General features: G+C 71.4%; 21 protein-coding genes. 4 read left to right on the plus strand and 17 right to left on the minus strand.

Features of this window, described 5'->3' with window-relative positions; all coding sequences use genetic code 11:
* From OG707_RS04650 to infC, 9 genes are all read right to left on the minus strand, one after another.
* Positions 1-1,341 carry a transcriptional regulator gene (locus OG707_RS04650; protein ID WP_329114618.1) on the minus strand — a complete coding sequence of 447 codons (1,341 nt, stop codon included), beginning with the start codon at positions 1,339-1,341 and terminating at the stop codon, positions 1-3.
* A gap of 258 nt (positions 1,342-1,599) precedes the next feature.
* Positions 1,600-2,637, minus strand: coding sequence for a PP2C family protein-serine/threonine phosphatase (locus OG707_RS04655; protein WP_443071471.1), 1,038 nt, complete (start codon positions 2,635-2,637; stop codon positions 1,600-1,602).
* 158 nt (positions 2,638-2,795) lie between these two features.
* The gene (pheT, locus tag OG707_RS04660) at positions 2,796-5,339 is read right to left on the minus strand and encodes a phenylalanine--tRNA ligase subunit beta (protein WP_329114622.1); all 2,544 of its coding nucleotides are present in this window, start codon (positions 5,337-5,339) and stop codon (positions 2,796-2,798) included.
* Entirely contained in the window at positions 5,339-6,460 is a 1,122-nt protein-coding gene (gene pheS / locus OG707_RS04665; RefSeq protein ID WP_329114624.1) for a phenylalanine--tRNA ligase subunit alpha, read from the minus strand. The genes pheT and pheS overlap by 1 nt, the downstream gene beginning before the upstream one ends.
* A 116-nt stretch (positions 6,461-6,576) precedes the next feature.
* Positions 6,577-7,707 (minus strand): sensor histidine kinase, encoded by a 1,131-nt coding sequence (locus OG707_RS04670; RefSeq protein WP_329114626.1) that lies wholly within the window; start codon positions 7,705-7,707, stop codon positions 6,577-6,579.
* A gap of 54 nt (positions 7,708-7,761) precedes the next feature.
* Positions 7,762-8,619: a TrmH family RNA methyltransferase gene (locus OG707_RS04675; RefSeq protein WP_329114628.1), complete on the minus strand. Its 858-nt coding sequence runs from the start codon at positions 8,617-8,619 to the stop codon at positions 7,762-7,764.
* Positions 8,620-8,729: 110 nt separating this feature from the next.
* A complete protein-coding gene (gene rplT, locus OG707_RS04680; protein WP_329114630.1) occupies positions 8,730-9,116 on the minus strand; it encodes a 50S ribosomal protein L20 in 387 nt (128 codons plus the stop codon).
* A gap of 107 nt (positions 9,117-9,223) precedes the next feature.
* Positions 9,224-9,418 carry a 50S ribosomal protein L35 gene (rpmI, locus tag OG707_RS04685; RefSeq protein WP_329114632.1) on the minus strand — a complete coding sequence of 65 codons (195 nt, stop codon included), beginning with the start codon at positions 9,416-9,418 and terminating at the stop codon, positions 9,224-9,226.
* Positions 9,419-9,541: 123 nt separating this feature from the next.
* A complete protein-coding gene (gene infC / locus OG707_RS04690; RefSeq protein WP_329114633.1) occupies positions 9,542-10,291 on the minus strand; it encodes a translation initiation factor IF-3 in 750 nt (249 codons plus the stop codon).
* Positions 10,292-10,582: 291 nt separating this feature from the next.
* Here infC and OG707_RS04695 point away from each other — a divergent pair, with 291 nt between their 5' ends.
* The gene (locus OG707_RS04695) at positions 10,583-10,933 is read left to right on the plus strand and encodes a DUF1844 domain-containing protein (RefSeq protein WP_329114634.1); all 351 of its coding nucleotides are present in this window, start codon (positions 10,583-10,585) and stop codon (positions 10,931-10,933) included.
* A 9-nt stretch (positions 10,934-10,942) separates the two neighbouring features.
* Here OG707_RS04695 and OG707_RS04700 read toward each other — a convergent pair whose 3' ends face one another.
* Both OG707_RS04700 and OG707_RS04705 read right to left on the minus strand, forming a co-directional pair.
* Entirely contained in the window at positions 10,943-11,677 is a 735-nt protein-coding gene (locus tag OG707_RS04700) for an MIP family channel protein (protein WP_329114636.1), read from the minus strand.
* A gap of 73 nt (positions 11,678-11,750) precedes the next feature.
* Positions 11,751-12,479 carry an SseB family protein gene (locus tag OG707_RS04705; RefSeq protein WP_329114638.1) on the minus strand — a complete coding sequence of 243 codons (729 nt, stop codon included), beginning with the start codon at positions 12,477-12,479 and terminating at the stop codon, positions 11,751-11,753.
* Positions 12,480-12,574: 95 nt separating this feature from the next.
* Between OG707_RS04705 and OG707_RS04710 the strand changes: the two genes are divergently transcribed.
* A complete protein-coding gene (locus OG707_RS04710) occupies positions 12,575-13,519 on the plus strand; it encodes a serine hydrolase (RefSeq protein ID WP_329114640.1) in 945 nt (314 codons plus the stop codon).
* Here the strand turns inward: OG707_RS04710 and mycP are convergent.
* Both mycP and OG707_RS04720 read right to left on the minus strand, forming a co-directional pair.
* Positions 13,494-14,657, minus strand: coding sequence for a type VII secretion-associated serine protease mycosin (mycP, locus tag OG707_RS04715; RefSeq protein WP_329114642.1), 1,164 nt, complete (start codon positions 14,655-14,657; stop codon positions 13,494-13,496). The genes OG707_RS04710 and mycP overlap by 26 nt on opposite strands.
* Positions 14,654-15,787 (minus strand): hypothetical protein, encoded by a 1,134-nt coding sequence (locus OG707_RS04720; protein WP_443071263.1) that lies wholly within the window; start codon positions 15,785-15,787, stop codon positions 14,654-14,656. The genes mycP and OG707_RS04720 overlap by 4 nt, the downstream gene beginning before the upstream one ends.
* Positions 15,788-15,922: 135 nt before the next feature.
* Here OG707_RS04720 and OG707_RS04725 point away from each other — a divergent pair, with 135 nt between their 5' ends.
* Positions 15,923-17,125 carry an amino acid deaminase/aldolase gene (locus OG707_RS04725; RefSeq protein ID WP_329114644.1) on the plus strand — a complete coding sequence of 401 codons (1,203 nt, stop codon included), beginning with the start codon at positions 15,923-15,925 and terminating at the stop codon, positions 17,123-17,125.
* Positions 17,126-17,128: 3 nt separating this feature from the next.
* On the opposite strand, the gene OG707_RS04730 is transcribed toward OG707_RS04725, so the two are convergent.
* Genes OG707_RS04730 through OG707_RS04740 form a run of 3 tightly spaced genes read right to left on the minus strand, consistent with a single transcriptional unit; the run spans position 17,129 to position 20,652 of the window.
* Positions 17,129-17,917 (minus strand): 3-oxoacyl-ACP reductase, encoded by a 789-nt coding sequence (locus OG707_RS04730; protein ID WP_329114646.1) that lies wholly within the window; start codon positions 17,915-17,917, stop codon positions 17,129-17,131.
* 4 nt (positions 17,918-17,921) lie between these two features.
* A complete protein-coding gene (locus tag OG707_RS04735) occupies positions 17,922-19,301 on the minus strand; it encodes an aldehyde dehydrogenase family protein (RefSeq protein ID WP_329114648.1) in 1,380 nt (459 codons plus the stop codon).
* Entirely contained in the window at positions 19,282-20,652 is a 1,371-nt protein-coding gene (locus OG707_RS04740) for a glutamine synthetase family protein (RefSeq protein ID WP_329114650.1), read from the minus strand. The genes OG707_RS04735 and OG707_RS04740 overlap by 20 nt, the downstream gene beginning before the upstream one ends.
* Before the next feature lie 112 nt (positions 20,653-20,764).
* Between OG707_RS04740 and OG707_RS04745 the strand changes: the two genes are divergently transcribed.
* Positions 20,765-21,448: a gamma-glutamyl-gamma-aminobutyrate hydrolase family protein gene (locus OG707_RS04745; protein WP_329114652.1), complete on the plus strand. Its 684-nt coding sequence runs from the start codon at positions 20,765-20,767 to the stop codon at positions 21,446-21,448.
* On the opposite strand, the gene OG707_RS04750 is transcribed toward OG707_RS04745, so the two are convergent.
* A complete protein-coding gene (locus tag OG707_RS04750) occupies positions 21,417-22,382 on the minus strand; it encodes an aminoglycoside phosphotransferase family protein (protein WP_329114654.1) in 966 nt (321 codons plus the stop codon). The genes OG707_RS04745 and OG707_RS04750 overlap by 32 nt on opposite strands.
* Positions 22,383-22,429: the final 47 nt, after the last annotated feature.

Below are 22,429 nucleotides of genomic sequence, written 5' to 3' on the forward strand. Positions count from 1 at the left end.
TCACAGCGGAACGCGCAAAGCCCCGTCGATGAGTGCAGCGGCTTCATCCGCCTGTGCGAATCCGCTCGCGGCGAGATGATTCCGCACCGCACGCAGCCGGTCCCGGAGCCGCTGCGACTCCATCCCCCGGGCCGCCTCGGCCATTTCGACAGCCGTGTGCACGGCCCGGTCAGCCTCTCCCTGCCGCAGTTCGATCTGGGCGAGCATCGCCAGACGGTGGACCCGCCCCCGGTCATGTGCGGGAGCGCCGGCCGCCGCGGCCGCCTGTTCGCGCGCGGCCGGCAGGTCGCCGAGTCTGAGCAGCGCCTCCGCCACCTGTACGTTGACCAGACCCGGCTGGACGTAGCCCGTCTCATCGGGCTCCGCACGGGGGCTGATGCGCTCGGCAGCCGCCTCCGCACGCCTGATGCACGACAGGGCGTTGCTGCTGTCACCGAGATACGCGTACGCCTTGGCCTGCATGGCATGGAGATCGGTCGCCAGCGCCGGAGTCAGCTCCTTGCCGGCGGCCCGCAGCGCGGCCTCCGCGAAGGCGACGGCCTGCCGGTACTCCTTCATGAACAGCGTCTGGTTGACCAGCAGGGCCACGACGTACGCGCCGAGCCCGCGGTCCCCGCTGGCCTTGGCCAGGCGCAGCGCCTGGTGGAAGTAGCGCTGGGCGAGGCCCTGGGCGTTGGAGTCGTACGCGCAGATCCCCGCGATGGCCACCAACCCGCCCGTGGCGCGGTGCAGTTGGCGCCCGGTGGCATCGGTGTAGCTGCCGCGCAGCAGCGGCGCGGTCTCCGTGTTGAGGAAGCCGACGATACGGGCGCGCGTCGCGATGCCGCCCGCCTTGCGGTACATCTGCTCGTAGTGCGCGCGGGCCGCCCGGAGCGTCTCGGTGTCCGCGAGGCTCACCCGGGTCTGGCCGCTGCGGGAGACGTCCACGTCCTCGGGCGGGTTCTCCCACTCCCACACCGGCAGCACGGCAGGCGTACCGGTGACGGCGGGCGCGCCGAGTATGTGCGGGCGCTGCTGCTCGTCGGAGCGCCACAGCGCGGCGGCCCGCTCCACGAACCCCGAGAGCGGCGTGCCGTGCTGGGGCGCCGGGCTGCCGGGGACGCCCAGACCGATGTCGTCCAGCGTGACGGGCCTGCGCAGCCGGGCGGCGAAGACTTCACAGAGCAGATCGGGCACCTGGCCACGCGGGCGCTGGCCCTTCAACCAGCGTGCGATGGCGGTGTGTTCGTACCGCAGCTGGAGTCCGCGCGCCTTGCCCGCCTGGTTGACCCGGACCGCAAGACCGGCGTTGGACATTCCCGCCTCGTCGAGCAAGGCGTCGAGCAGGGTATTGGGCAGCATGAGGGCCCTCCGGTGGCTCGGTGGGGCACAGCGTAATGGAGTCGGGTTCACACGGGGTGTGATCGGAGTGACCGCATCAGGACCCCTTGGACTCTGCCCGCGCACCCCTCGCCCCGATGTACTGAACTGCCTCTCACACAGAGGCGTCCGGGCCGCCGGCTCCCCCTCGTACAGTGCGGCGGCCCGGCTCCCGGCGCCGTCCGTCCTGCCGGATCTGCCCGGCAACTCCCGCGGCGGGGCGGACGGCGCCCCACCGCCTCAGTGCCGGGCCCGGACGGCCTGGACGGCACCGGGCTGCGCGGGGACCCGGCTGCGGTCGTTACGGAGGACCAGCAGTGCGACATCGTCACAGAGCCGGCCGCCCGTGTGCCGCAGCAGCGACCTGTGCACCCGGTCGATCACATCGGCGGGCGAGACGGGCGAGTTGAGCGCCGCCGTCGCGAGGACTTCCTCCAGCGGGAAGAACCGGCCCCCGGAGTCGCGTGCGTCGGCCGCCCCGTCGGTGTGCAGCACCAGCGCATCGCCGGGCAGCAGCCGTCCGCACCGCTGCAGCGGGATCGCGGCGGGCAGCGGAAAGGGACCCAGCGGCGGCAGCGGGTCGGCGTCGGAGAGTGGCCCCGCGCTCCCCCGGAGCCGGTAGGGCCACGGGTGCCCGCAGTTGACCGCGAGCAGTTCGCCCGCCGCACCGATCTCGATGAGCAGTACGGTCACGAACTCCTCGGCCAGGGGGTTCTCCGGGTCGGCGCCGCCCGCCGACGGATGCTCGTCCCGGGACCGCTCCCGCAGATGACGCTCCAGCGCCCGCTCCAACCGCCGCATCACACCGGCGAGTTCGGGCTCGTCGTGGGCGGCCTCGCGGAAGCTGCCGAGGACGGCGGCCACCGCCCCGAGCGCGGGCAGTCCGTGGCCGCGTACGTCACCGATGACGATGCGCACCCCGTGCACGGTGGAGAGCGCCTCGTACAGATCACCGCCGACCGTGGCCCCCGGGCTGGCCGAGAGCTGTCCCGCGGCGACGGCGAGCCCGTCGAGCCGGGCCGGCAGCGGCCTCAGCAGCGCCTGCTGGGTGGCGTGGGCGACCTCGCGCGCCTGCTTCAACTCCCGTACGGGACCGAGCCTGACGCTCGCGCAGAGGGAGACGACGGCGACGAGGAAGGCGGCGCACAGCGCGATCCGTACGGTCAGCGCGTCGTCGGTGGCCATCGGGCAGGTCAGTTCCCACGTGGTCACGAGCACAAGCCAGAGGATGGGGAGTCCGAAGGCGAGCACCGCTCGCCTCGGCCTGCTGCGGATCATGCCGTGGGCCCCCTCCGTGTCCTGGTCGGGCTGGACGATTGTGTCCACCGTCCGCACCTGTTTGCGTAAATCGCCTCCGCATCTCACTCGAACGAGTGAGGGGCGCATCCGGAGATCCGGATGCGCCCCTCACCAGGCAATACGAGACCGCGATGCGCCTATGCGCCGCGCAGCACCGCCCCCGTACGCTCGGCCGCGAGGGCGACGGCCGCGTCGCGCGCGGCCGAGGCCTCCTCGACGGTCAGCGTGCGGTCGGCGGCACGGAAGCGCAGGGCGTAGGCCAGGGACTTCTTGCCCTCGCCGAGCTGCTCGCTCTCGTACACGTCGAACAGCCGGAGCGATTCGAGGAGTTCACCCGCGCCCTCGCGCAGGGCGGTCTCGACGTCGGCGGCCGGGACGGCCGTGTCGACGACCAGTGCGACGTCCTGGGTCGCCACCGGGAAGGTGGAGATCCGGGGCGCCTGCAGTGCGCCCGTGGAGGCCTGCTCGACGAGGTCGAGCTCCAGCTCCATGGCGCAGGTGCGCTCGGGCAGGCCGAGCGCCTTGGTGACGCGCGGGTGCAGCTCACCGGCGTGGCCGACGAGCGTCTCCTCGCCCGCGACCGTTGCGTAGAGCGCGGCGCAGCGGCCGGGGTGCCACGGGGTGTGCTGGTCGCTGCGTACGGTCAGCTCGACTCCCGCCTCGGCCGCGACGGTCCGGGCCGCCTCGACGGCGTCGGCCCAGAGCGCCGGGGTGCCCTTGCCCCACCAGCCGGCCTGCTCGCGGGCGCCCGAGAGGACGACGGCGGCGCGGCGCGGCTGACGCGGCAGCGAGGCGTTGAGCCCGGCGATCTCCTCGTCGGTGGGACGGCGGTCGACCGGGAGGCGGACCGACTTCTGCTCGTCGCCGGTGGGCCGGAAGACCAGACCCGTCTCGAAGAGCGCCAGATCGTGCGAGCCGCGGCCGTGGTTGCGGCGCAGCGCGGTGAGCAGGCCCGGCAGCAGCGTGGTGCGCAGCGACGGCTCTTCGTCGGAGAGGGGGTTGACGAGCTTGACCGTGACGCGGCGGGCGTCGTCCGCGTCGAAGCCGAGCTGGTCGAGGACCGTCTCCCCGATGAAGGGGTAGTTCAGCGCCTCGACGTAACCGGCTCCGGCGAGGACCCGGCCGACGCGGCGGTGCAGCCGCTGGCGCTCGGTCAGTCCGCGGCCCGACGGGGGCGTCGGGAGGGTCGAGGGGAGGTTGGCGTACCCCTCCAGGCGGATGACCTCCTCGGCGAGGTCGTTGACCTCGGCGAGGTCGGGGCGCCACGACGGAACGGTGACGACGAGCTCGTCCTGGCCGTAGACGTCGCAGCCGACCTGCTGGAGGCGGCGGACGACGGTCTCGCGGCCGTACTCGACACCCGCGACCTTGTCCGGGTGGTCGGCGTTCATCGACACGGTGCGCGGCGCGGACGGCGCGATGATCTCGGTGACGCCGGCCTCGGCTGTGCCGCCCGCGAGCAGCACGAGCAGGTCGACGGTCCGCTGGGCCGCCGCGGAGGCGGCCTGCGGGTCGACGCCCCGCTCGAAGCGCTTGGACGCCTCGGAGGGGAGCTTGTGGCGGCGTGCGGTGCGGGCGATGGTGAGCGCATCGAAGTGCGCGGCCTCGATGACGACCTCGGTGGTGCCCTGTACGGTGCCGGTCGAGCCAAAGGAATCAGATGCAGTGATCACGGCGTCCGCGATCTCGGTGTTGGCGCCGCCCATGACCCCCGCGAGGCCGATCGGCCCGCGGTTGTCGGTGATGACCAGGTCCTCGCCGTCGAGCACGCGCTGGGCGCCGTCGAGCGTGGTGAACTTCTCGCCCTGCTCGGCACGGCGCACCCCGATGGGACCGTCGATGCGCGAGCGGTCGTAGGCGTGCAGCGGCTGGCCGAGCTCGAGCATCACGTAGTTGGTGATGTCGACGGCGAGGGAGATCGGGCGCATCCCGGCCTTCTGCAGCCGGCGCTGCAGCCAGATCGGGGAGCGGGCCTCGGGCTCCAGGCCGACGACGGTGCGCGCGGTGAAGCGGTCGCAGCCGGACGGGTCGGAGACCTTGACCAGGTAGCCGTACGAATTGGGCGCCGGGACGTCCAGGAGCGCGGGGTCGCGCAGCGGCAGGCCGTAGGCGATGGCGGTCTCGCGGGCGACGCCGCGCATGGACAGGCAGTCGCCGCGGTTGGCGGTGACCGCGATGTCGAGGACCTCGTCGACGAGCTCCAGGAGCTCGATCGCGTCGGTGCCGACCTCGTGCTCGGGCGGCAGCACGATGATCCCGTGGCTGCCGTCGTCTCCCATGCCCAGCTCGTCGCCGGAGCAGATCATGCCGTGCGAGGTCTTGCCGTACGTCTTGCGCGCGGCGATGGCGAAGTCGCCGGGCAGGACCGCGCCGGGCAGGACCACGACGACCTTGTCGCCGACGGCGAAGTTACGGGCGCCGCAGACGATCTCCTGCGGCTCACCGGTGCCGTTCGCCATGCCGACGTTGACGGTGCAGAAGCGGATGGGCTTCTTGAAGCCCTCCAGCTCCTCGATGGTGAGGACCTGTCCGACGACGAGCGGGCCCTTGAGCCCTGCGCCGACCTGCTCGACGGTCTCGACCTCGAGGCCGGCGTCGACGAGCTTGGCCTGCACGTCGCGGCCGGTCTCGGTGGCGGGGAGATCGACGTACTCCCGCAGCCAGGAAAGCGGGACCCGCATCAGATCTCCATCCCGAACGGCCGGGTGAACCGGATGTCACCCTCGACCATGTCTCGCATGTCTTCGACGTTGTGGCGGAACATCAGCATCCTCTCGATGCCGAACCCGAAGGCGAATCCGCTGTACTTCTGGGGGTCGACACCGACGGCGGTGAGCACCTTCGGGTTGACCATGCCGCAGCCGCCGAGCTCGATCCAGCCCTCGGAGGAGCAGGTGCGGCAGGGGCGGTCCGGGTTGCCGACGGACTCGCCGCGGCAGACGTAGCAGACCATGTCCATCTCGGCGGACGGCTCGGTGAAGGGGAAGTAGTTCGGCCGCAGCCGGGTCTTCATCCCCTCGCCGAAGAGCGAGACGACCATGTGGTCGAGGGTGCCCTTGAGGTCGGCCATGGTCAGGCCCTCGTCGATGGCGAGGAGCTCGACCTGCATGAAGACCGGGGTGTGGGTGGCGTCCAGCTCGTCGGAGCGGTAGACGCGGCCCGGGCAGATCACATAGACCGGCGGCTCACGGTCGATCATGGAGCGGATCTGGACGGGCGAGGTGTGCGTACGCAGCACGACGCCGGAGTCCGACTTGCCGCTCTCGCCGGCCACGAAGAACGTGTCCTGCTCACCGCGGGCCGGGTGGTCCGGGGAGATGTTGAGGGCGTCGAAGTTGAACCACTCGGCCTCGACCTCGGGGCCCTCGGCCACCTCGTAGCCCATGGCCGTGAAGATGTCCTCGATGCGCTCCGAGAGCGTGGTCAGCGGGTGGCGGGCGCCGGCGGGCACACGGTCGTAGGGCAGCGTGACGTCCACTGCCTCCTCGACCAGTACGCGCTCGTCGCGCTCGGCCTCCAGCTCCGCCTGACGGACGGCGAGTGCCTTGGACACGGCGCCGCGGGCCATGCCCACGATCTTGCCCGCGGCGGCCTTGGCCTGCGGGGGCAGGGCGCCGATCTCGCGGTTGGCGAGGGCGAGCGGCGAGGTGCCACCGGTGTGCGCGGTCTTCGCCTGGGCGAGCGCGTCGAGGTCGCCTGCGGCGGCGAAGGCGGCGAGCGCCTCGTCCCGCATGCGCTCGATCTCTTCCGGTTTCAGTGCCTCGACCTCGACAGGGTCGTACGACTTGTTCGGTGCCGACATCTCTTCCCGTACTTCCGATTGGCTGGCTGGCGCGGCCGCACTCGACGACTGAGGGCGCAATGGTGCCAAAGGTCGAGTCTAAAGGCCGCAGGGAGGCGAAGAAGCCCGAGGGCGGCTCAGGCCAGATAGGCCGGGGCGCCGACGGGCAGAATAAATCGGAATTCGGCGCCGCCGCCGGGCCCGCGGCCGACCGTGATCGTGCCGCCGTGCGCCTCGACGATGCCCTTGACGATGTACAGGCCAAGCCCGGTCCCGCCGCGCTTGCTCCCCCGCCAGAAACGGGTGAAGACACGGCCCATCGACTCCTCGGGGATGCCGGGGCCTTCGTCGCTCACGGTGACTGCCGTGCCTTTCTCGTCGTTCTTGGCGGGGAGTGTCGATACCTCGATGGTGACGGTTCCCTCGCCGTGGCGCACCGCATTTTCCAGCAGGTTGCCGAGCACCTGGTCGATCTTGTCCGGGTCCGCCCAGAGGTCGGGGAGCGGCTGCCTGATCCGTACGAGAAAGCGGTCCGGGACCTGCCCGGACGCGACATGCGCCTGGATGTGGCGGCCGACGGCGGCGCCGATGTCCACGGGCTGGCGGCGCAGTTCCAGGCGGCCCGAGTCGATGCGGGAGATGTCGAGCAGTTCGGCGATGAGCCGGGTGACGCGGTTGGCGTCGGCGTCGACGGTCTCCAGCATCAGGCGCTTCTGGTCGTCGGTGAACCGCTCCCACTTGGCGAGCAGCGTCGCGGTGAAGCCCTTGACGGAGGTCAGTGGGGAGCGCAGTTCATGGGCGACGGTGGCGATCAGCTCGGCGTCGCTGCGCTCGCTGCGCCGTCGGGCCTCGGTGCCGCGGATCGAGACGACCAGGCGCCGGACGGGCCCGGTGGGGTACTCCCGTACGTACTGCGCGGAGACCAGGACCTCGCGTCCGCCGGGCAGCAGCAGATTGAGCTCGGGCTGGCCCCTGCGGGTGGTGAGTCCGCCGTACGGATCGGTCAGGGTCCACCAGCGGCGGCCCTTGAGGTCCTCCAGCGGCAGCGCGGTCTCCAGCGGGGCGCCGAGCGCGGTGGCCTGCGGTACGGCGGTGATGCGGGCGGCCGCGGCGTTGAAACAGATCACCCGGCCGCTCTCGTCGGCGACGAGCAGTCCGTCGGGCAGGTCGTCGGGGTCTATCCCCGCGCCCGAAAGGCCGTCGGTCGCACACCACAGAGAACTGTGTCCCTGTGGCTGTGCCGACGTACCGCGTGACGCGACAACCATGGCCGTACCCCACCTCTCCATGTAGCGCAGTGGGCCCCCGAATTGGCCACCCTACTAGCTGGAGGTGACGGAGCGGCACCCTCCGGAAGCGCGCTGCGCACGGGCGGAGGCGTAGAGGCAAACGGCCGCCGCAGTAGCGAGGTTGAGGCTTTCGGCCTTGCCGTGGATCGGTACGCGCACCACGGCGTCGGCGAGTGCGCGGGTCTCCTCCGGGAGCCCCCAGGCCTCGTTGCCGAAGACCCAGGCGCTCGGGCCGCCCATGGTGCCCGCGTCGAGTTCGGCGTCGAGGTCGTCCTCGCCCGCACCGTCGGCGGCGAGGATGCGGACGCCCGCCGCCTTCAGTCCGGCGACCGCATCCTCGACGGGGACGCCGACGGCGACCGGGAGGTGGAAGAGCGAACCGACCGAGGCCCGTACGGACTTGGGGTTGTAGAGGTCGACGGACGCGTCGGTGAGCACGACCGCGTCGGCTCCGGCGGCGTCCGCGCAGCGCAGTACGGTGCCGGCGTTTCCGGGGTCGCGGACATGGGCGAGTACGGCCACCAGCTTGGGCTGCGCCTTCAGTACGTCCTCGAACGGGGTGTCCAGGAAGCGGCAGACGCCCACGATGCCCTGGGGGGTGACGGTCTGTGAGACCTCGGCGAGCACCTCGTCGGTGGCGAGGTGGACCCGGGCCCCTGCGGCCTCGGCCGCGGCCACGATGTCGGCGTAGCGCTCGGCGGCCTCGACGGTGGAGAACAGCTCCAGCAGGGTCGACTCGCCGTCGACGCGGTGCTCGGCCGCTTCCCGTACGGCCTGCGGGCCCTCGGCGATGAACCGGCGTTCCTTGGTACGGAAGTTGCGCCGTGCGAGGCGCTTGGCGGCGGCGACGCGCGGGGAACGCGGGGAGATCAGCTCGGCGGGGGTGCCCATGATCGGTGGCTCACCTTACGTACGTACAAAACGAACTGGGGGACTGCGGAACACAGTGGACCCGCAGGCGGCATGCGCCTGCGGGTCCACTGGAGGAAGTACGTGCCTGATCAGGCAGCGGCCTTCGGCGCGTTGACGTCGGCCGGGAGGGCCTTCTGCGCGACCTCGACCAGCGCGGCGAACGCGTTCGGGTCGTTGACGGCCAGCTCGGCGAGGATCTTGCGGTCGACCTCGATGGAGGCGGCGTTCAGACCCTGGATGAGGCGGTTGTACGTCATGCCGTTCTCACGGGCAGCGGCGTTGATGCGCTGGATCCAGAGACGGCGGAAGTCGCCCTTGCGCTTCTTGCGGTCGTTGTAGTTGTAGACCAGGGAGTGGGTGACCTGCTCCTTGGCCTTGCGGTACAGGCGCGAACGCTGACCGCGGTAACCCTTGGCGGCCTCGAGGACTGCCCGGCGCTTCTTGTGGGCGTTGACTGCCCGCTTGACGCGTGCCACTTGTTAACTCCTTGCAGCGGGGCTGGGGTTCAGACGAAGAACTCTCTCAGCCCGGAAACGAATTGGTCCCGGTCGATCCACGGCTCCGGTCACCCGGAGCCGGTGAATCACTTGCCGAGAAGCTTCTTGATCTTCGGGGCGTCCGCCGGGGACACGACGACCGTGCCGGTCAGCGAGCGGGTCTTCTTGGAAGACTTGTGCTCGAGCAGGTGGCGCTTGCCGGCCTTCTCGCGCAGGATCTTGCCGGAACCGGTGACCTTGAAGCGCTTGCTGGCACCGCTGTGCGACTTGTTCTTCGGCATCGCGCCGTACTCTCCTCGTCAGTGACGCTCCCCCGGTGACAGCACCGGACTTCGGGAGCATCAGATCTTGGTTTGTGGTTCCTGGGCGGGATCCGGGGCCGCCTGGGTGGCGGGCCCCTTCGATCACGCTTCGGAGGGGGTCTCGACCGGGGCTTCAGCAGCCTCGGCCGGGGCCTCTGCTTCTACGACCTCGTCCACGTCCACGGCGTCCGTGGAGTCCTCGGTCGCGTAGCCCTGGCGCTCCGCCTTGCGGGCGGCCTGAGCCTCGCGAGCCTCGGCCATGGCCTCGGTCTTCTTCTTGTGCGGGCCAAGAACCATGATCATGTTCCGGCCGTCCTGCTTCGGGTTCGACTCGATGAACCCAAGTTCCTCGACGTCCGAAGCGAGACGCTGCAGCAGTCGGAAACCCAGCTCGGGGCGGGACTGCTCGCGACCACGGAACATGATCGTGATCTTGACCTTGTCGCCCTGCTTGAGGAACCGGACGACGTGACCCTTCTTGGTGTCATAGTCGTGCGGGTCGATCTTCGGCCGGAGCTTCATCTCCTTGATGACCGTGTGCGCCTGGTTCTTGCGCGCCTCACGGGCCTTCATGGCCGACTCGTACTTGAACTTCCCGTAGTCCATGAGCTTGCAGACCGGAGGCCGCGCCGTGGCGGCCACCTCGACGAGGTCGAGGTCGTACTCCTGCGCGAGCTCCAGGGCCTTGGCAAGCGGAACGATCCCGACCTGTTCACCGCTGGGGCCGACAAGTCGCACCTCGGGAACGCGAATCCGGTCGTTGATACGGGGTTCGGCGCTGATGGATCCTCCTCGGTAGCACCACGCTGCTGCCTGGAGAGCAGCCGCGTAACGTCTGTTGCTGGAGACCAACCGAGCGGAGGCAGAAAAAATGCCCCGAACGGGACACAGGCGGGAGCTCCAAGGAATACCGGAGCACCGCCGCGTACTACCGCGGGGCGCACTTCGGGCAACTTCCATCGTCCGTACGGAACGATGGCCACTGCCTGACCGGTGACCCGCCGTCCGTGAGGACAGCCAGGTGGGAGATCGGAGCCTCCACTTGTGGGCCGGGCACACAGGTGCCTGGCCGGTCGTTACACAAGGTTAGCACCCGAGGGGGGATGGGGCTAATCGGGTGCACGGCCCCTTATCGTGTGCGTCATGAGTGACGAGAACACCCCCGGCTTCGACGACCTGACCCGCGACATCGCGGACGTCCCCGCGGTCGAGGTGATCACCACGGTCGCGGTGCACCTGATGAGCGCGGCCGCCGTCAATCTCGGCCTGGCCGAGGAGGGCGAAGCACACAAGGACCTGGACGAGGCCCGGAAGCTGATCCACGCGCTGGCCGGCCTGCTGGACGCCGGCGCCACGGAGATCAGCTCCTTCCACGCGGCGCCGATGCGTGACGGTCTGAAGTCGCTGCAGCTGGCGTTCCGCGAGGCGTCCGTGGTGCCGGACGAGCCCGGCAAGGGGCCCGGTGAGAAGTACACCGGGCCCGTCTACGGCTAGGAGCGGGCGTTACGAGCTCTCCCCGGAGAGCTCGGCCACGACCTCGGCGCCCGGGACGTTGTCCGCGGGGTGCGTCAGCCGGTGCGCGTACGCCGCGAGCACCCCGCCGATCAGCGGGGCCAGGATGAACAGCCAGAGCTGGGAGAGCGCCGCGGTGCCCGCGAAGATCGCGGGGCCGATGCTCCGGGCCGGGTTCACCGACGTACCCGTCAGCGGGATGCCGATGAGGTGGATGGTGGCCAGCGCCAGGCCGATGGGCAGTCCGTCGAAGCCGGTGACCGCGACCTTGTGGGTCACCGCCAGCACGACGAAGACCAGCAGGAACGTCAGCACCACCTCGACGATGAACGCGCCGCCGACATTGATGTGCACCGTCGAGCGGTCGCCGTAGCCGTTGCTGCCGAAGGCGCCGCTGGTCTTCAGGCCCGGGACCTGCTTGGCGACCAGGAAGAGCAGGGCCGCGCCGACGATGCCGCCGAGCAGCTGCGCGACCCAGTACTCGATGGCGGTGCGCAGAGTGATCCTCTTGGCCGTCAGCATGCCGAGGGTGACCGCCGGGTTCACGTGGCAGCCGGATATCGGGCCCAGCGCGTAGGCCAGGGCGAGCAGCGTGAAGCCGAAGGCGAGAGAGATGCCGATGGCGGTGATGTACTCGCCGGCGAGAACCGCGGCTCCTACTGCGAAGAAGACCAGGAGCAGAGTTCCCAGGAACTCCGCCACAATCGTCCGAGTCTCCGTCTTCATGGGTACACCTCGCGAAGATTGTCCGATTTCTTCGCAATTATTCGCCGAGTTGCCGAGGCTCGCCTGTTCTGCGTCAGCGAACGAACAGCGGCGCGTTCGGTGCGGGGGCCTCCGGCGGCAGCAGCGCGAGGTCCAACCCCCGTACCAGGCGCGCCCGTAGCGTCTCGTCGGCCGCCAGGGCCGAGGCGACCGCGCGGGCCACCGTCGCCGGATCGGCGCCTTGCTCCAGGACCAGGACGAGCGTTCCGTCCGCGTCGCCGGGACCCAGATGGGCGCGCGTCACGGAGGGTTGTGCGGCGACCACGGAACGTACCGCTTCGGTGACGGCGGGGTCGTCGAGCGGGTCCGCGCTCGTACGGCCTTCGGCGAGCGCGAGCAGCGCCGCTCCCTTCAGTTCGTACGCGACGGGACCCGCGAGGTCGACGACCACCGTGTCGGCCTTCTCGTGGGCGGCCGCCTGCAGCGCCTGATGCAGCGGCACGGCCACGGGGCGCGCCTCGGGGTCCCAGAGGGCGAGGGTCTCGACGGACGTGAACGCGGGCAGCGCGCGGCGGTCGCCGGCCTGCAGCGTGGGGACCGCCATGTCGCTGGTCTTCTCGCGGCGCAGTCCGTTCTCGTCCGTCTCCACCTCTCCGAGTACGGCGACGACGGGGACCAGCAGCCGGGCCTCACGGAGGGCTTCGAGCAGCTGCGGTTCGGTCGTGCGGTCCGCCGACCAGGCGGTGAGGGCCGAGGCCAGCCGGGTGTCGGCGGTGCCGTCGTCGTCGGAGAAACCGGGGTTCGGGATGTTCTTGAGCGCCACGCGACGAGCCTAGCCGCCGGGCGTGCGCGACTTTCTCACCGGGGCTTCAGCTCGGGCACAGCGCAGGCCCAGGTTCGCTTCCTAGCGTCCGACCCATGTCCCGTACCCCCTCACGCCCCTCGCGCGGCGGACGAACCCGCCTGTATCTGTCCGCGGTCGCCGTGGTGGTGGCCGTCGGGGGTGTGTACGCGGCCCTTCCCACCCTGGAGGCATCGTCGCGGGACGTATCCTCGGCTCCTTCGTCCTCCGCGTCCGCCGTAGCGGGTACATCGAGGACACAGTCAGTGGCGGCGACGACCGAGGAGCCCGCGGTGGACTACGACGCAGTGCTGGCCGAGGCCATGAAGACCGTCGTGCCGGGCGACGATGCCAGGGTGTCGGTGGCCGTGCTGGATGTGCGGAGCGGGGAGTCGGCGACGTACGGGGACGGGGAGTTCGACACCGCGAGCATCGTCAAGGTCGACATCCTGGCGGCGCTGCTGCTGCGGGCGCAGGACGACGGGCGTGCGCTGACCACGCAGGAGAAGTCGTACGCGACCACCATGATCGAGAACAGCAGCAATGCCTCGGCGACGGCCCTGTGGGACGCGATCGGCGGCGCCGACGGGCTCGATGCCGCGAACCAGCGGCTCGGGCTGACGGGCACCACGGGTGGCGACGGTGAGCTGTGGGGACTGACGCAGACCACCGCCGCCGATCAACTGACGCTGCTCCGGGCCGTGTTCGGGTCCGGGTCGGGATCCGCGTCCGTGCTGGATGCGTCCTCGCGTACGTACATCAAGGGGCTGATGGGCCAGGTCGAGGCCGACCAGCAGTGGGGTGTCTCCGCCGCGGGCAGCAGCTGGGAGCTGAAGAACGGCTGGCTGCCCAGGAGCGCCACCGGGCTGTGGGACATCAACAGCATCGGTCACGTCACCGCGGGCGGGCGCAGCTACCTCCTCGCCGTGCTCTCCGGCGGCAACTCCTCGCAGAAGGCGGGTATTTCGCTGGTCGAGGACGCGGCGAGGACCGCCGTCACCGCCATCGCCGGCGCCGTCTGAACCCGCCGCGCCACACGACCACGGCCCCCGCGAGCAGCGCCACTCCGGCGCCGGCCGCGAGCGGTACGAGCCAGCCGGACGGGCCTCCGTCCTTCTGTACGGCGTCGGGGCCCGTTCCGAAATACGTGCTGCGGTAGCGGGCGGGCGGGGCGTCGGGCGTGACCTTCGCGGCGGCCGCGATCGCGGCCGGGGGGTCGATGAAGCCGTAGCCGCGGGCGTCGTCGCGGCCGCCCGCCGGGGGGTTGCTCGCGGTGTCCGTGAGCACCTTCTTGACCTGGGCCGGGGTCAGTTCGGGATGGGCAGCGCGCAGCAGGGCGACCGCACCGGAGACATAGGCGGAGGCGGCGCTGGTGCCCCAGCCCCGGTAGTACGCGCGATCGGGATCGGCGATGACCACGCCGTCCCCGGGGGCGCTGACGGTGGCGTACCAGCGGCGGGTGGAGAACGAGGCGTGGGTGCCGTTCTGGTCGACGGCGGCGACCGCGATCACGCCGGGGTAGGCGGCCGGGTAGGAGATGTGGTCGCCGTCCTCGCCGCCGTTGCCCGCGGAGGCGACGACGACGGAGCCCTTGGCGAGCGCGTACTGCACCGCCGCGTCCTCGGCGGCCTCCGGGTGCGCGGAGGCGCTGTCGTCGCCGAGGGAGAGGTTGATGACGTCGGCGCCGTGGTCGGCGGCCCAGCGGATCCCCTGGGCGAGGGCGCCGCCCTTGCTCGTACGGGCCTGCTTGCGGGCCGGGTCGGTGGACTCCAGGATGACGCGGACCGGCAGGATCTTCGCCTCGGGCGCGATGCCGAGCACCCCGTCTGCGCGGCCCGGACCATGCCCGTGGCCTGCGATGATCCCGGCCATCGCGGTGCCGTGGCGGGCCCAGGGGCGGTCGCCCTGCTTGGCCCCGAATCCGATGAAGTCCTTGGTGGGCAGCACCTGTCCCGCCAGGTCGGGGTGGCCGGCGTCGACACCGGTGTCCAGGACGGCGACGGTCACGCCCTTGCCCTTGGTGGTCTGCCAGACCTTCTGCGTGCCCATCGCGTCGAGCGCCCACTGCTGGGCGCGGATGGAGTCGGCGTGGGCGGTGGTGGAGGGCAGCACGGCCACCGCTGCCGCGGTGAGCAGGGCGACGAGGCCTCGGCGTCTCATTGAGGTTTCTCCGTTGCCTTGGCGACCGAGGAGCGTACGCCGCGCTCGATGCGCTCCTCGATGCCCTTGGCGTCGTGGCCGAGTCCTGCCTGGGCGGCGGCCGTTGTCGCGCCGTCCCTGGCTGCCTGGTCGGCGGGCTGGGGGTCGGTGACCGTACGGCCGTCGGCGAAACCGGTGACGGAGTACAGGACGACCGGTGCGTCGGTCAGGACACTGACCGTCCAGCTCGCGCGCTGTTTGTCGCCGAAGGCCGCCGCGTCGGTGGCCTTGACCGGGAAGGTGCGCGGCAGCAGATCGGTGCGCTCCGCCAGGCCCTCACGGGTGAAACGGCTGCGCAGGGCGGACATCGCGGCGGGGTCCGCCTCGGTGAAGACCATGCCGACCGTGGTGACGGACGAGTGGGTCGCGTCGGTGTACGTGGCGCGCAGCATCCGTACGCATCCGACGGGTTGGAGGACCTTGAGCAGCAGCGGGTCGAAGCCGCCCGCGCAGGAGCTGTCCGGGGCGACGGCCAGCCGGGTCCAGGTCCTGTCAGCGCCGCCCGGGCCCGCGCCGTCGCCCTTGAGGGTGCGCGGGAAGAGGGAGTCGACGGGGGTGGAGTGCCAGAGGCCGCGCGCCTCGGTGTAGGCGGTACGGGCGGAGGGCTCGGCGGAGGTGTCTCCGGTGAGCCAACTCCCGGCGGCGGCACCGCCGATGAGCCCGAGCCCGAGCACCATGCAGACGGCGGCGGCCGCGGTCCTGGCCGGGTGGCGGGTCGAGACGGGGCGCAGCCGGGTGGTCATCTCGGCCGGGTGCTCGGCCGCGAAAGGGCGCGGCTGCGCGTACTGCGTGGGCGGCCCGGCGCCGGGCCGCGGCGTCAGATCGACGGACCCGACGGGCCGGCGGCGGGCGGGTGTCGGGGGGCCGGGCGGGAGCGGGGGCGCGGCGGGGCGCGGCGGCATCTCGGGCGGCAGGGGCGCGGCGGCGCGGGGGGAGGGCGCGGGCGCGGTGATGGGCCGCAGCCGGGTGGTGGTCTCGGCGGGGGCTTCGCGGGGAGGGCCGGCAGGGGGCGTGTCGGGTGCGGGCGGAAGCGTCTGCGGGGGTGTTGTCGGGCGTGGCGGAACTGGAGCGCGTTGCGCTTCGGTGCTCATCCCGCCCCCTGGTCATCGGTCTTTCCGTAACTCTAAGGGCTGGCACCGACGGTGCCGGAACCAGTGTTCCGGGCTGCGGCATCTGCCCGGAACATCCCCCTACCCTGCGGTAATCACATCTGGCAGGCTTCTGTCATGACGCCTCGTGCTGCTGACCGGACCCGGTACGACCGGGCCACCGCCCATCTCGACGCCCCCCTCGCCATCGTCGACCTCGAGGCGTTCGACGACAACGCCCGTGATCTGGTCCGCCGCGCCGCGGGCAAGCCGATCCGGGTCGCCAGCAAGTCCGTTCGGTGCCGGGCGCTCCTGGAGCGGGTCCTCGGGCAGGAGGGGTTCGCGGGGATCATGTCCTTCACGCTGGCCGAGTCGCTGTGGCTGGCACGGTCGGGCTTCGAGGACGTACTGCTCGCCTATCCGTCGGCGGACCGTGCCGGGTACGCGGAGCTGGCCGCCGACCCCAAGCTCGCCGCCGCCGTGACCGTGATGGTCGACGACGTGGCGCAGCTGGCGCTGATCGACGCGGCGCGCGACGGCGGCACGGAGGAGATCAGGGTCTGCCTGGAGCTGGACACCTCGCTGCGGATGCTCGGCGGCAAGGTGCGCATCGGCGCCCTGCGCTCGCCGCTGCGCGAGCCCGCCCAACTGGCCGAGCTGGCACGGTCGGTGGCCCGCCGGCCCGGCTTCCGGCTGGTGGGGATCATGGCGTACGAGGGTCATGTGGCCGGTGTCGGCGACTCGATCGCGGGCCGGCCGCTGCGCTCCAGGGCGGTGCGGCTGATGCAGTCCGCGGCGCGCAAGGAGCTCGCGACCCGGCGGGCCGCCGTCGTAGCGGCGGTCAGGGCGGTCGTACCGGACCTGGAGTTCGTCAACGGCGGCGGCACCGGCAGCGTCCAGCACACGGCCGCCGAGGACGCGGTGACGGAGATCGCCGCCGGTTCGGGGCTGTACGTGCCGCGCCTCTTCGACAACTACACCTCGTTCACGGGCCGCCCCGCCGCGCTCTTCGCGCAGCCGGTGGTGCGGCGTCCCGGTGTGGGTGTGGTGACCGTGCTCGGCGGCGGATATCCGGCCTCCGGTGCGGCGGGCCCGGACCGGCTGCCCGTTCCGTACCTCCCCGAGGGGCTGCGCTACGACCCGCAGGAGGGCCCCGGCGAAGTGCAGACGCCGCTGCTCGGCTCGCCCGCCGACGATCTGCTGATCGGCGACAAGGTGTGGTTCCGCCACGCGAAGGCGGGCGAGCTGTGCGAGCGGTTCGACGCGCTGCAGCTGGTGGAAGGGGACCGGGTGACGGCGACCGTGCCGACGTACCGGGGCGAGGGTCACACCTTCCTGTAGCGGCTAGAGGGGCGTGACGTACGCACCCGAGATGCCGCCGTCGACCAGGAAGTCGGTGGCGTTGACGAACGAGGAGTCGTCGCTGGCCAGGAAGGCGACGGCGGCGGCGATCTCGTTCGCCTCGGCGAAGCGCCCCAGCGGGATGTGCACGATACGGCGGGCGGCCCGCTCGGGGTCGCTCGCGAACAGCTCCTGCAGCAGCGGGGTGTTGACCGGCCCCGGGCAGAGCGCGTTGACGCGGATGCCCTCGCGGGCGAACTGCACGCCCAGCTCGCGGGACATGGCGAGCACCCCGCCCTTGGAGGCGGTGTAGGAGATCTGCGAGGTCGCAGCCCCCATACGGGCCACGAAGGACGCGGTGTTGATGATCGAGCCGCGGCCCTGGCGCTGCATGTACGGGATGGCGGCCTTGCAGCAGAGGTAGACCGAGGTGAGGTTGACGTCCTGGACGCGCTTCCACGCCTCGAGTCCCGTGGTGAGGATCGAGTCGTCGTCGGGCGGTGAGATGCCCGCGTTGTTGAAGGCGATGTCCACACTGCCGTAGGTGTCGTACGCCGCCTTGAACAGCGCCTCCACCTGGGCGGCGTCGGTCACGTCCACGCGTACGAACGTGCCGCCGACCGCTTCGGCGGCCGCCTTGCCCGCGGTCTCGTCGATGTCGCCGCAGACGACATGGGCGCCCTCGGAGGCGAGCCGGTGGGCGGTGGCGAGGCCGATTCCACTGCCGGCGCCGGTGATCACGGCGGTGCGGCCGACGAGGCGGCGGCAGACGGGGGTGGTCTCTTCGGTCATGTGCTCAGGCCTCCGTGGAGATGAAGACGTTCTTGGTTTCGGTGAAAGCGGTGAGGGCGTCGGGGCCGAGTTCGCGGCCGAGGCCGGACTGGCGGTAGCCGCCGAAGGGGGTCCAGTAGCGCACGCTGGAGTGGGAGTTGACGGAGAGGTTGCCGGCGCGGACCGCCTGGGAGACGCGCAGGGCGCGGCCCACGTCGCGGGTCCAGAGGGAGCCGGAGAGGCCGTACTCGGTGGCGTTGGCGAGACGTACGGCGTCGGCCTCGTCGTCGAAGGGGAGGACGACGGCCACGGGGCCGAAGATCTCCTCGGTGGCGGCCGGGGAGTCGGGGGCCTCGGCGGTGAGCAGCGTCGGCGGGAACCAGAAGCCGGGGCCGGTGGGGGCGGTCCCGCGGATCGCCTCGGAGTCGGCCGGGACGTACGAACGGACCCTCTCCAGCTGGGACTTGGAGATCAGCGGGCCCATCTGGGTCTTCTCGTCCGACGGGTCGCCGACCACGACCGAGGTGATCGCGGGGGCGACGAGGGCGAGGAAGCGGTCGTACACGCTCCGCTCGACCAGGATGCGGGTGCGGGCGCAGCAGTCCTGGCCCGAGTTGTCGAGGAAGGACATGGGGGTGGCCGCGGCCGCCGCCTCCAGGTCGGAGTCGGCGAAGACGATGTTGGGGCTCTTGCCGCCGAGTTCGAGGGTGAGGCGCTTCACCCGGTCTGCGCACTTCGCCATGATCTGTTTGCCGACCCGGGTGGAGCCCGTGAAGACGATCTTGGCGACGCCGGGGTGTTCGACCAGCGCGTTGCCCGCGACGTCGCCCGCGCCGGGCAGCACCTGGAAAAGGTGCTCGGGGAGGCCTGCCTCCAGGGCGAGTTCGGCCAGGCGCAGTGCGGTGAGGGGTGTTGTCTCGGCGGGCTTGAGGAGTACGGCGTTGCCCGCGGCGAGGGCGGGCGCCGTCCCCCAGGCGGCGATCGGCATCGGGAAGTTCCACGGGGCGATCACGCCGATGACGCCGAGGGGCTCCAGGAGGGTGATGTCCAGACCGCCGGGGACGGGGATCTGGCGGCCGGTGAGGCGCTCCACTCCCCCGGCCGCGTAGTCGAGGAGATCGCGGACGTTGCCGGCCTCCCAACGGGCGTTGCCGAGGGTGTGGCCGGCCTCGCGTACCTCCAACTGGGCGAGTTCTTCGAGGTGTTCGTCCACGGCGACCGCGAAACGGCGGAGCAGTCGGGCCCGGTCGGCGGGGGCGGCCGCCGACCAGGCGCGCTGGGCCGCGGCTGCCCGTACGACGGCCGCGTCGACCTCGGCGGCCGTGGTCGCCGGGACGGTGGCGACGACCTCTTCGGTCGCCGGGTTGAGGACGGTGTGCTGCACGTCAGAGCCGTTCGAATCCACGGCGGAGCTCCCAATCGGTAATCGCGGCGTCGTAGGCCTCCAGCTCGACGCGCGCCATGTTGCTGTAGTGGGCGACGACCTCTTCGCCGAAGGCGGCCAGCGCGATGGGGCTGGCGGTCCAGAGGTCGGCGGCCTCGCGCAGGGTGGTCGGGACGTGCTCGTAGTCCGCGGCGTAGGCGTTTCCGGGGCAGGGGTCGGGGAGTTCGAGCTTCTGCTCGATGCCGTACAGACCGGCCGCGACCAGGCCCGCGACGGCGAGGTGCGGGTTGACGTCGCCGCCGGGGAGGCGGTTCTCGAAGCGCATCGAGCGGCCGTGGCCCACCACCCGGAGCGAGCAGGTGCGGTTGTCGTGGCCCCAGGCGACGGCGGTGGGGGCGAAGGAGCCGGGCTGGAAGCGTTTGTAGGAGTTGATGTTCGGTGCGTACAGGAGGGAGAAGTCGCGCAGGGCGGCCAGCTGTCCGGCGAGGAAATGGCGCATGACCTGCGACATCCCGTCGGGGCCCTCGCCCGCCATGACGTTGTGGCCTGCCTTGTCGATGGACTGGAGGGAGAGGTGGATGTGGCAGGAGTTGCCTTCGCGCTCGTTGTACTTGGCCATGAAGGTCAGCGAGACGCCCTCCTGCGAGGCGATCTCCTTGGCGCCCGTCTTGTAGACGGCGTGCTGGTCGCAGGTGGTGAGGGCCTCGTCGTACTTGAAGGCGATCTCGTGCTGGCCCGGATTGCACTCGCCCTTCGCGGACTCGACGGTCAGTCCGGCCGCCGCCATCTCGTTGCGGATGCGGCGCAGGAGGGGCTCGATGCGGCCGGTGCCGAGGACCGAGTAGTCGATGTTGTACTGGTTCGCCGGGGTGAGGTCGCGGTAGTTGCGGTCCCAGGCCTGCTCATAGGTGTCGTTGAAGACGATGAACTCGAGCTCGGTACCGACGTGCGCGGTGAATCCGTGCTCGGCGAGGCGCTCCAGCTGGCGGCGGAGGATCTGGCGGGGGGCGGCGACGACGGGCGAGCCGTCGTTCCAGGCGAGGTCCGCGATGAGCAGGGCGGTGCCCTCGTTCCAGGGGATGCGGCGCAGGGTGGCGAGGTCGGGGTGCATGGCGAAGTCGCCGTAGCCGCGGTCCCAGGAGGACATGGTGTAGCCGTCGACGGTGTTCATGTCGGTGTCGACGGCGAGGAGGTAGTTGCAGCCCTCCGTGCCGTGTTCGAGGACCTCGTCGAGGAAGAAGGGGGCGGCGAAGCGTTTGCCCTGGAGGCGGCCCTGCATGTCGGGGAAGGCGAGGACGACGGTGTCGATCTCGCCGCTCTCGACGAGTATGCGCAGCTCCTCGACGGCGAGCGCGGGCGTACGGACTGGCACGGGCGGATCCTCTCCTCACGGGCCGGAAGATGATCCAAACGTAGGCTCTGGGCAAGGGATTTGGATACGGTGCCGGTTAATTCCGCGCGCCGCGCTGCCTGGGAGGCCGCCCGTGAGTCGTCGTCCGCTGATCGGGATCAGCACCTATCTGGTGGAGTCCGCGCGCTGGGGCGTCTGGGATCTCCCGGCCGCGCTGCTGCCCGCCGGCTATCCGCGGCTGGTGCGGGACGCGGGCGGGCTCGCGGTGATGCTGCCGCCCGACGATCCCTCGGCGGCGGCCGAGGTGGTGGCCCGGCTCGACGGGGTCGTGATCGCGGGTGGTCCCGATGTGGATCCCGTACGGTACGGGGCCGCGCGCGATCCCCGGTGCGGGCCCGCGGCGCCGGAGCGGGACGCCTGGGAACTGGCGCTGATCGGGGCGGCGTTGGAGTCGGAGACTCCGCTCCTTGGGATCTGCCGGGGGATGCAACTGCTCAATGTGGCGCTCGGCGGGACCCTCGTACAGCATCTGGACGGGCACACCGGGCCGGTCGGCGCTTTCGCCGAGCACCCGGTGAAGCCGGTGCCGGGCTCGCTCTGCGCGGAGGCCGTGCCGGAGGAGTCGGGCGTGCCGACGTACCACCACCAGTGCGTGGACCGGCTGGGGCGCGGGCTGACCGCCTCGGCGCATGCGGCCGACGGCACGGTCGAGGCGGTCGAACGTCCCGGCGGGAGCTGGGTGCTGGGAGTCCAGTGGCATCCGGAGATGGGCGAGGACCTGCGGGTCATGGAAGCGCTGGTCCGAGCCGCTTCCTGAGCCAGGCGAGGGCTTCGGCGCCCTGCGCGCCCTGGAAGGCGCGGAGGGTGGGCAGGCCGGGTGGCGGGGGCTGCAGGGAGTTCCGTACGAAATAACCGGCCAGCGCGGCGAGTACGGCGGTCACCGCCTCCGGGTCGGCGTCCCGGCCCAGGGGGTGGCGCAGGAACAGCTCCTCCGGGTCGGGGCCGCCCTGGGCCGCCACGCAGGGCAGCATGACCAGCAGGTCGAACCAGGGTGCGGCCCGGCAGGCGTGGGGCCAGTCGACGAAGACGACCCGGTCGGGTGTGAGGAGCATGTTGTCGGCGCGCAGGTCGCCGTGGGCGAGGGTGTCGCCGCGTACGCCGTCGGACCAGCCTTCGGCGATCCTGACGAGGGCGTCCAGGTGGCGGCGGGCCCAGGGGTCGAGGCCGTCCGTATCGCCGGGGTCACCGGCGGCGGCCAGTTTGCGCCAGCCGCTGAAGGTGGACTCCAGGATGTCGGCCGCGTAGGGGACGTCCACCGGTGACGGCGTGAGCCGCGCGGCGAGTTCGCCGACGGCGTCGAGAACCCGGGTCAGCTCCTCGGGCTGCCAGGGGATGTGCGGCTGGTGCCCGGCGATGTCCTCGAAGGCGAGCACGACCCAGGTCCCGTCGTCGTACGAGCCGAGCAGCCGGGGCACCGGGACGTCGGTCGGCAGAGCAGCGGTGTTGTGGCCTTCGGCGCGGTGCAGGGACGGGCTGTGGGGGTTGGTCTCCGCGCTGACCGCCTTGACGAAGGCGCGGCGCCCGTCGGTGAGTTGCAGCCGGGCGGCGAGCCCGGGCGAGAAGCCGCCGGGCTGCGTCACCGCCGTGTCGACCGGCGCTCCGAGGAGGTTCTCGACGGCGCGGCGGACGGGGGCGGGCAGATCCTCCCAGTGGAGGCGGACTCCGGTGGCGGGCGGCGCGACGGCTTTCATCACCGTATGGTCCGTGCCGGGCATCCGGCCCGCCAGTGAATTTGCGG

It is taken from the genome of Streptomyces sp. NBC_01465 (assembly GCF_036227325.1).
GTDB lineage: Bacteria > Actinomycetota > Actinomycetes > Streptomycetales > Streptomycetaceae > Streptomyces.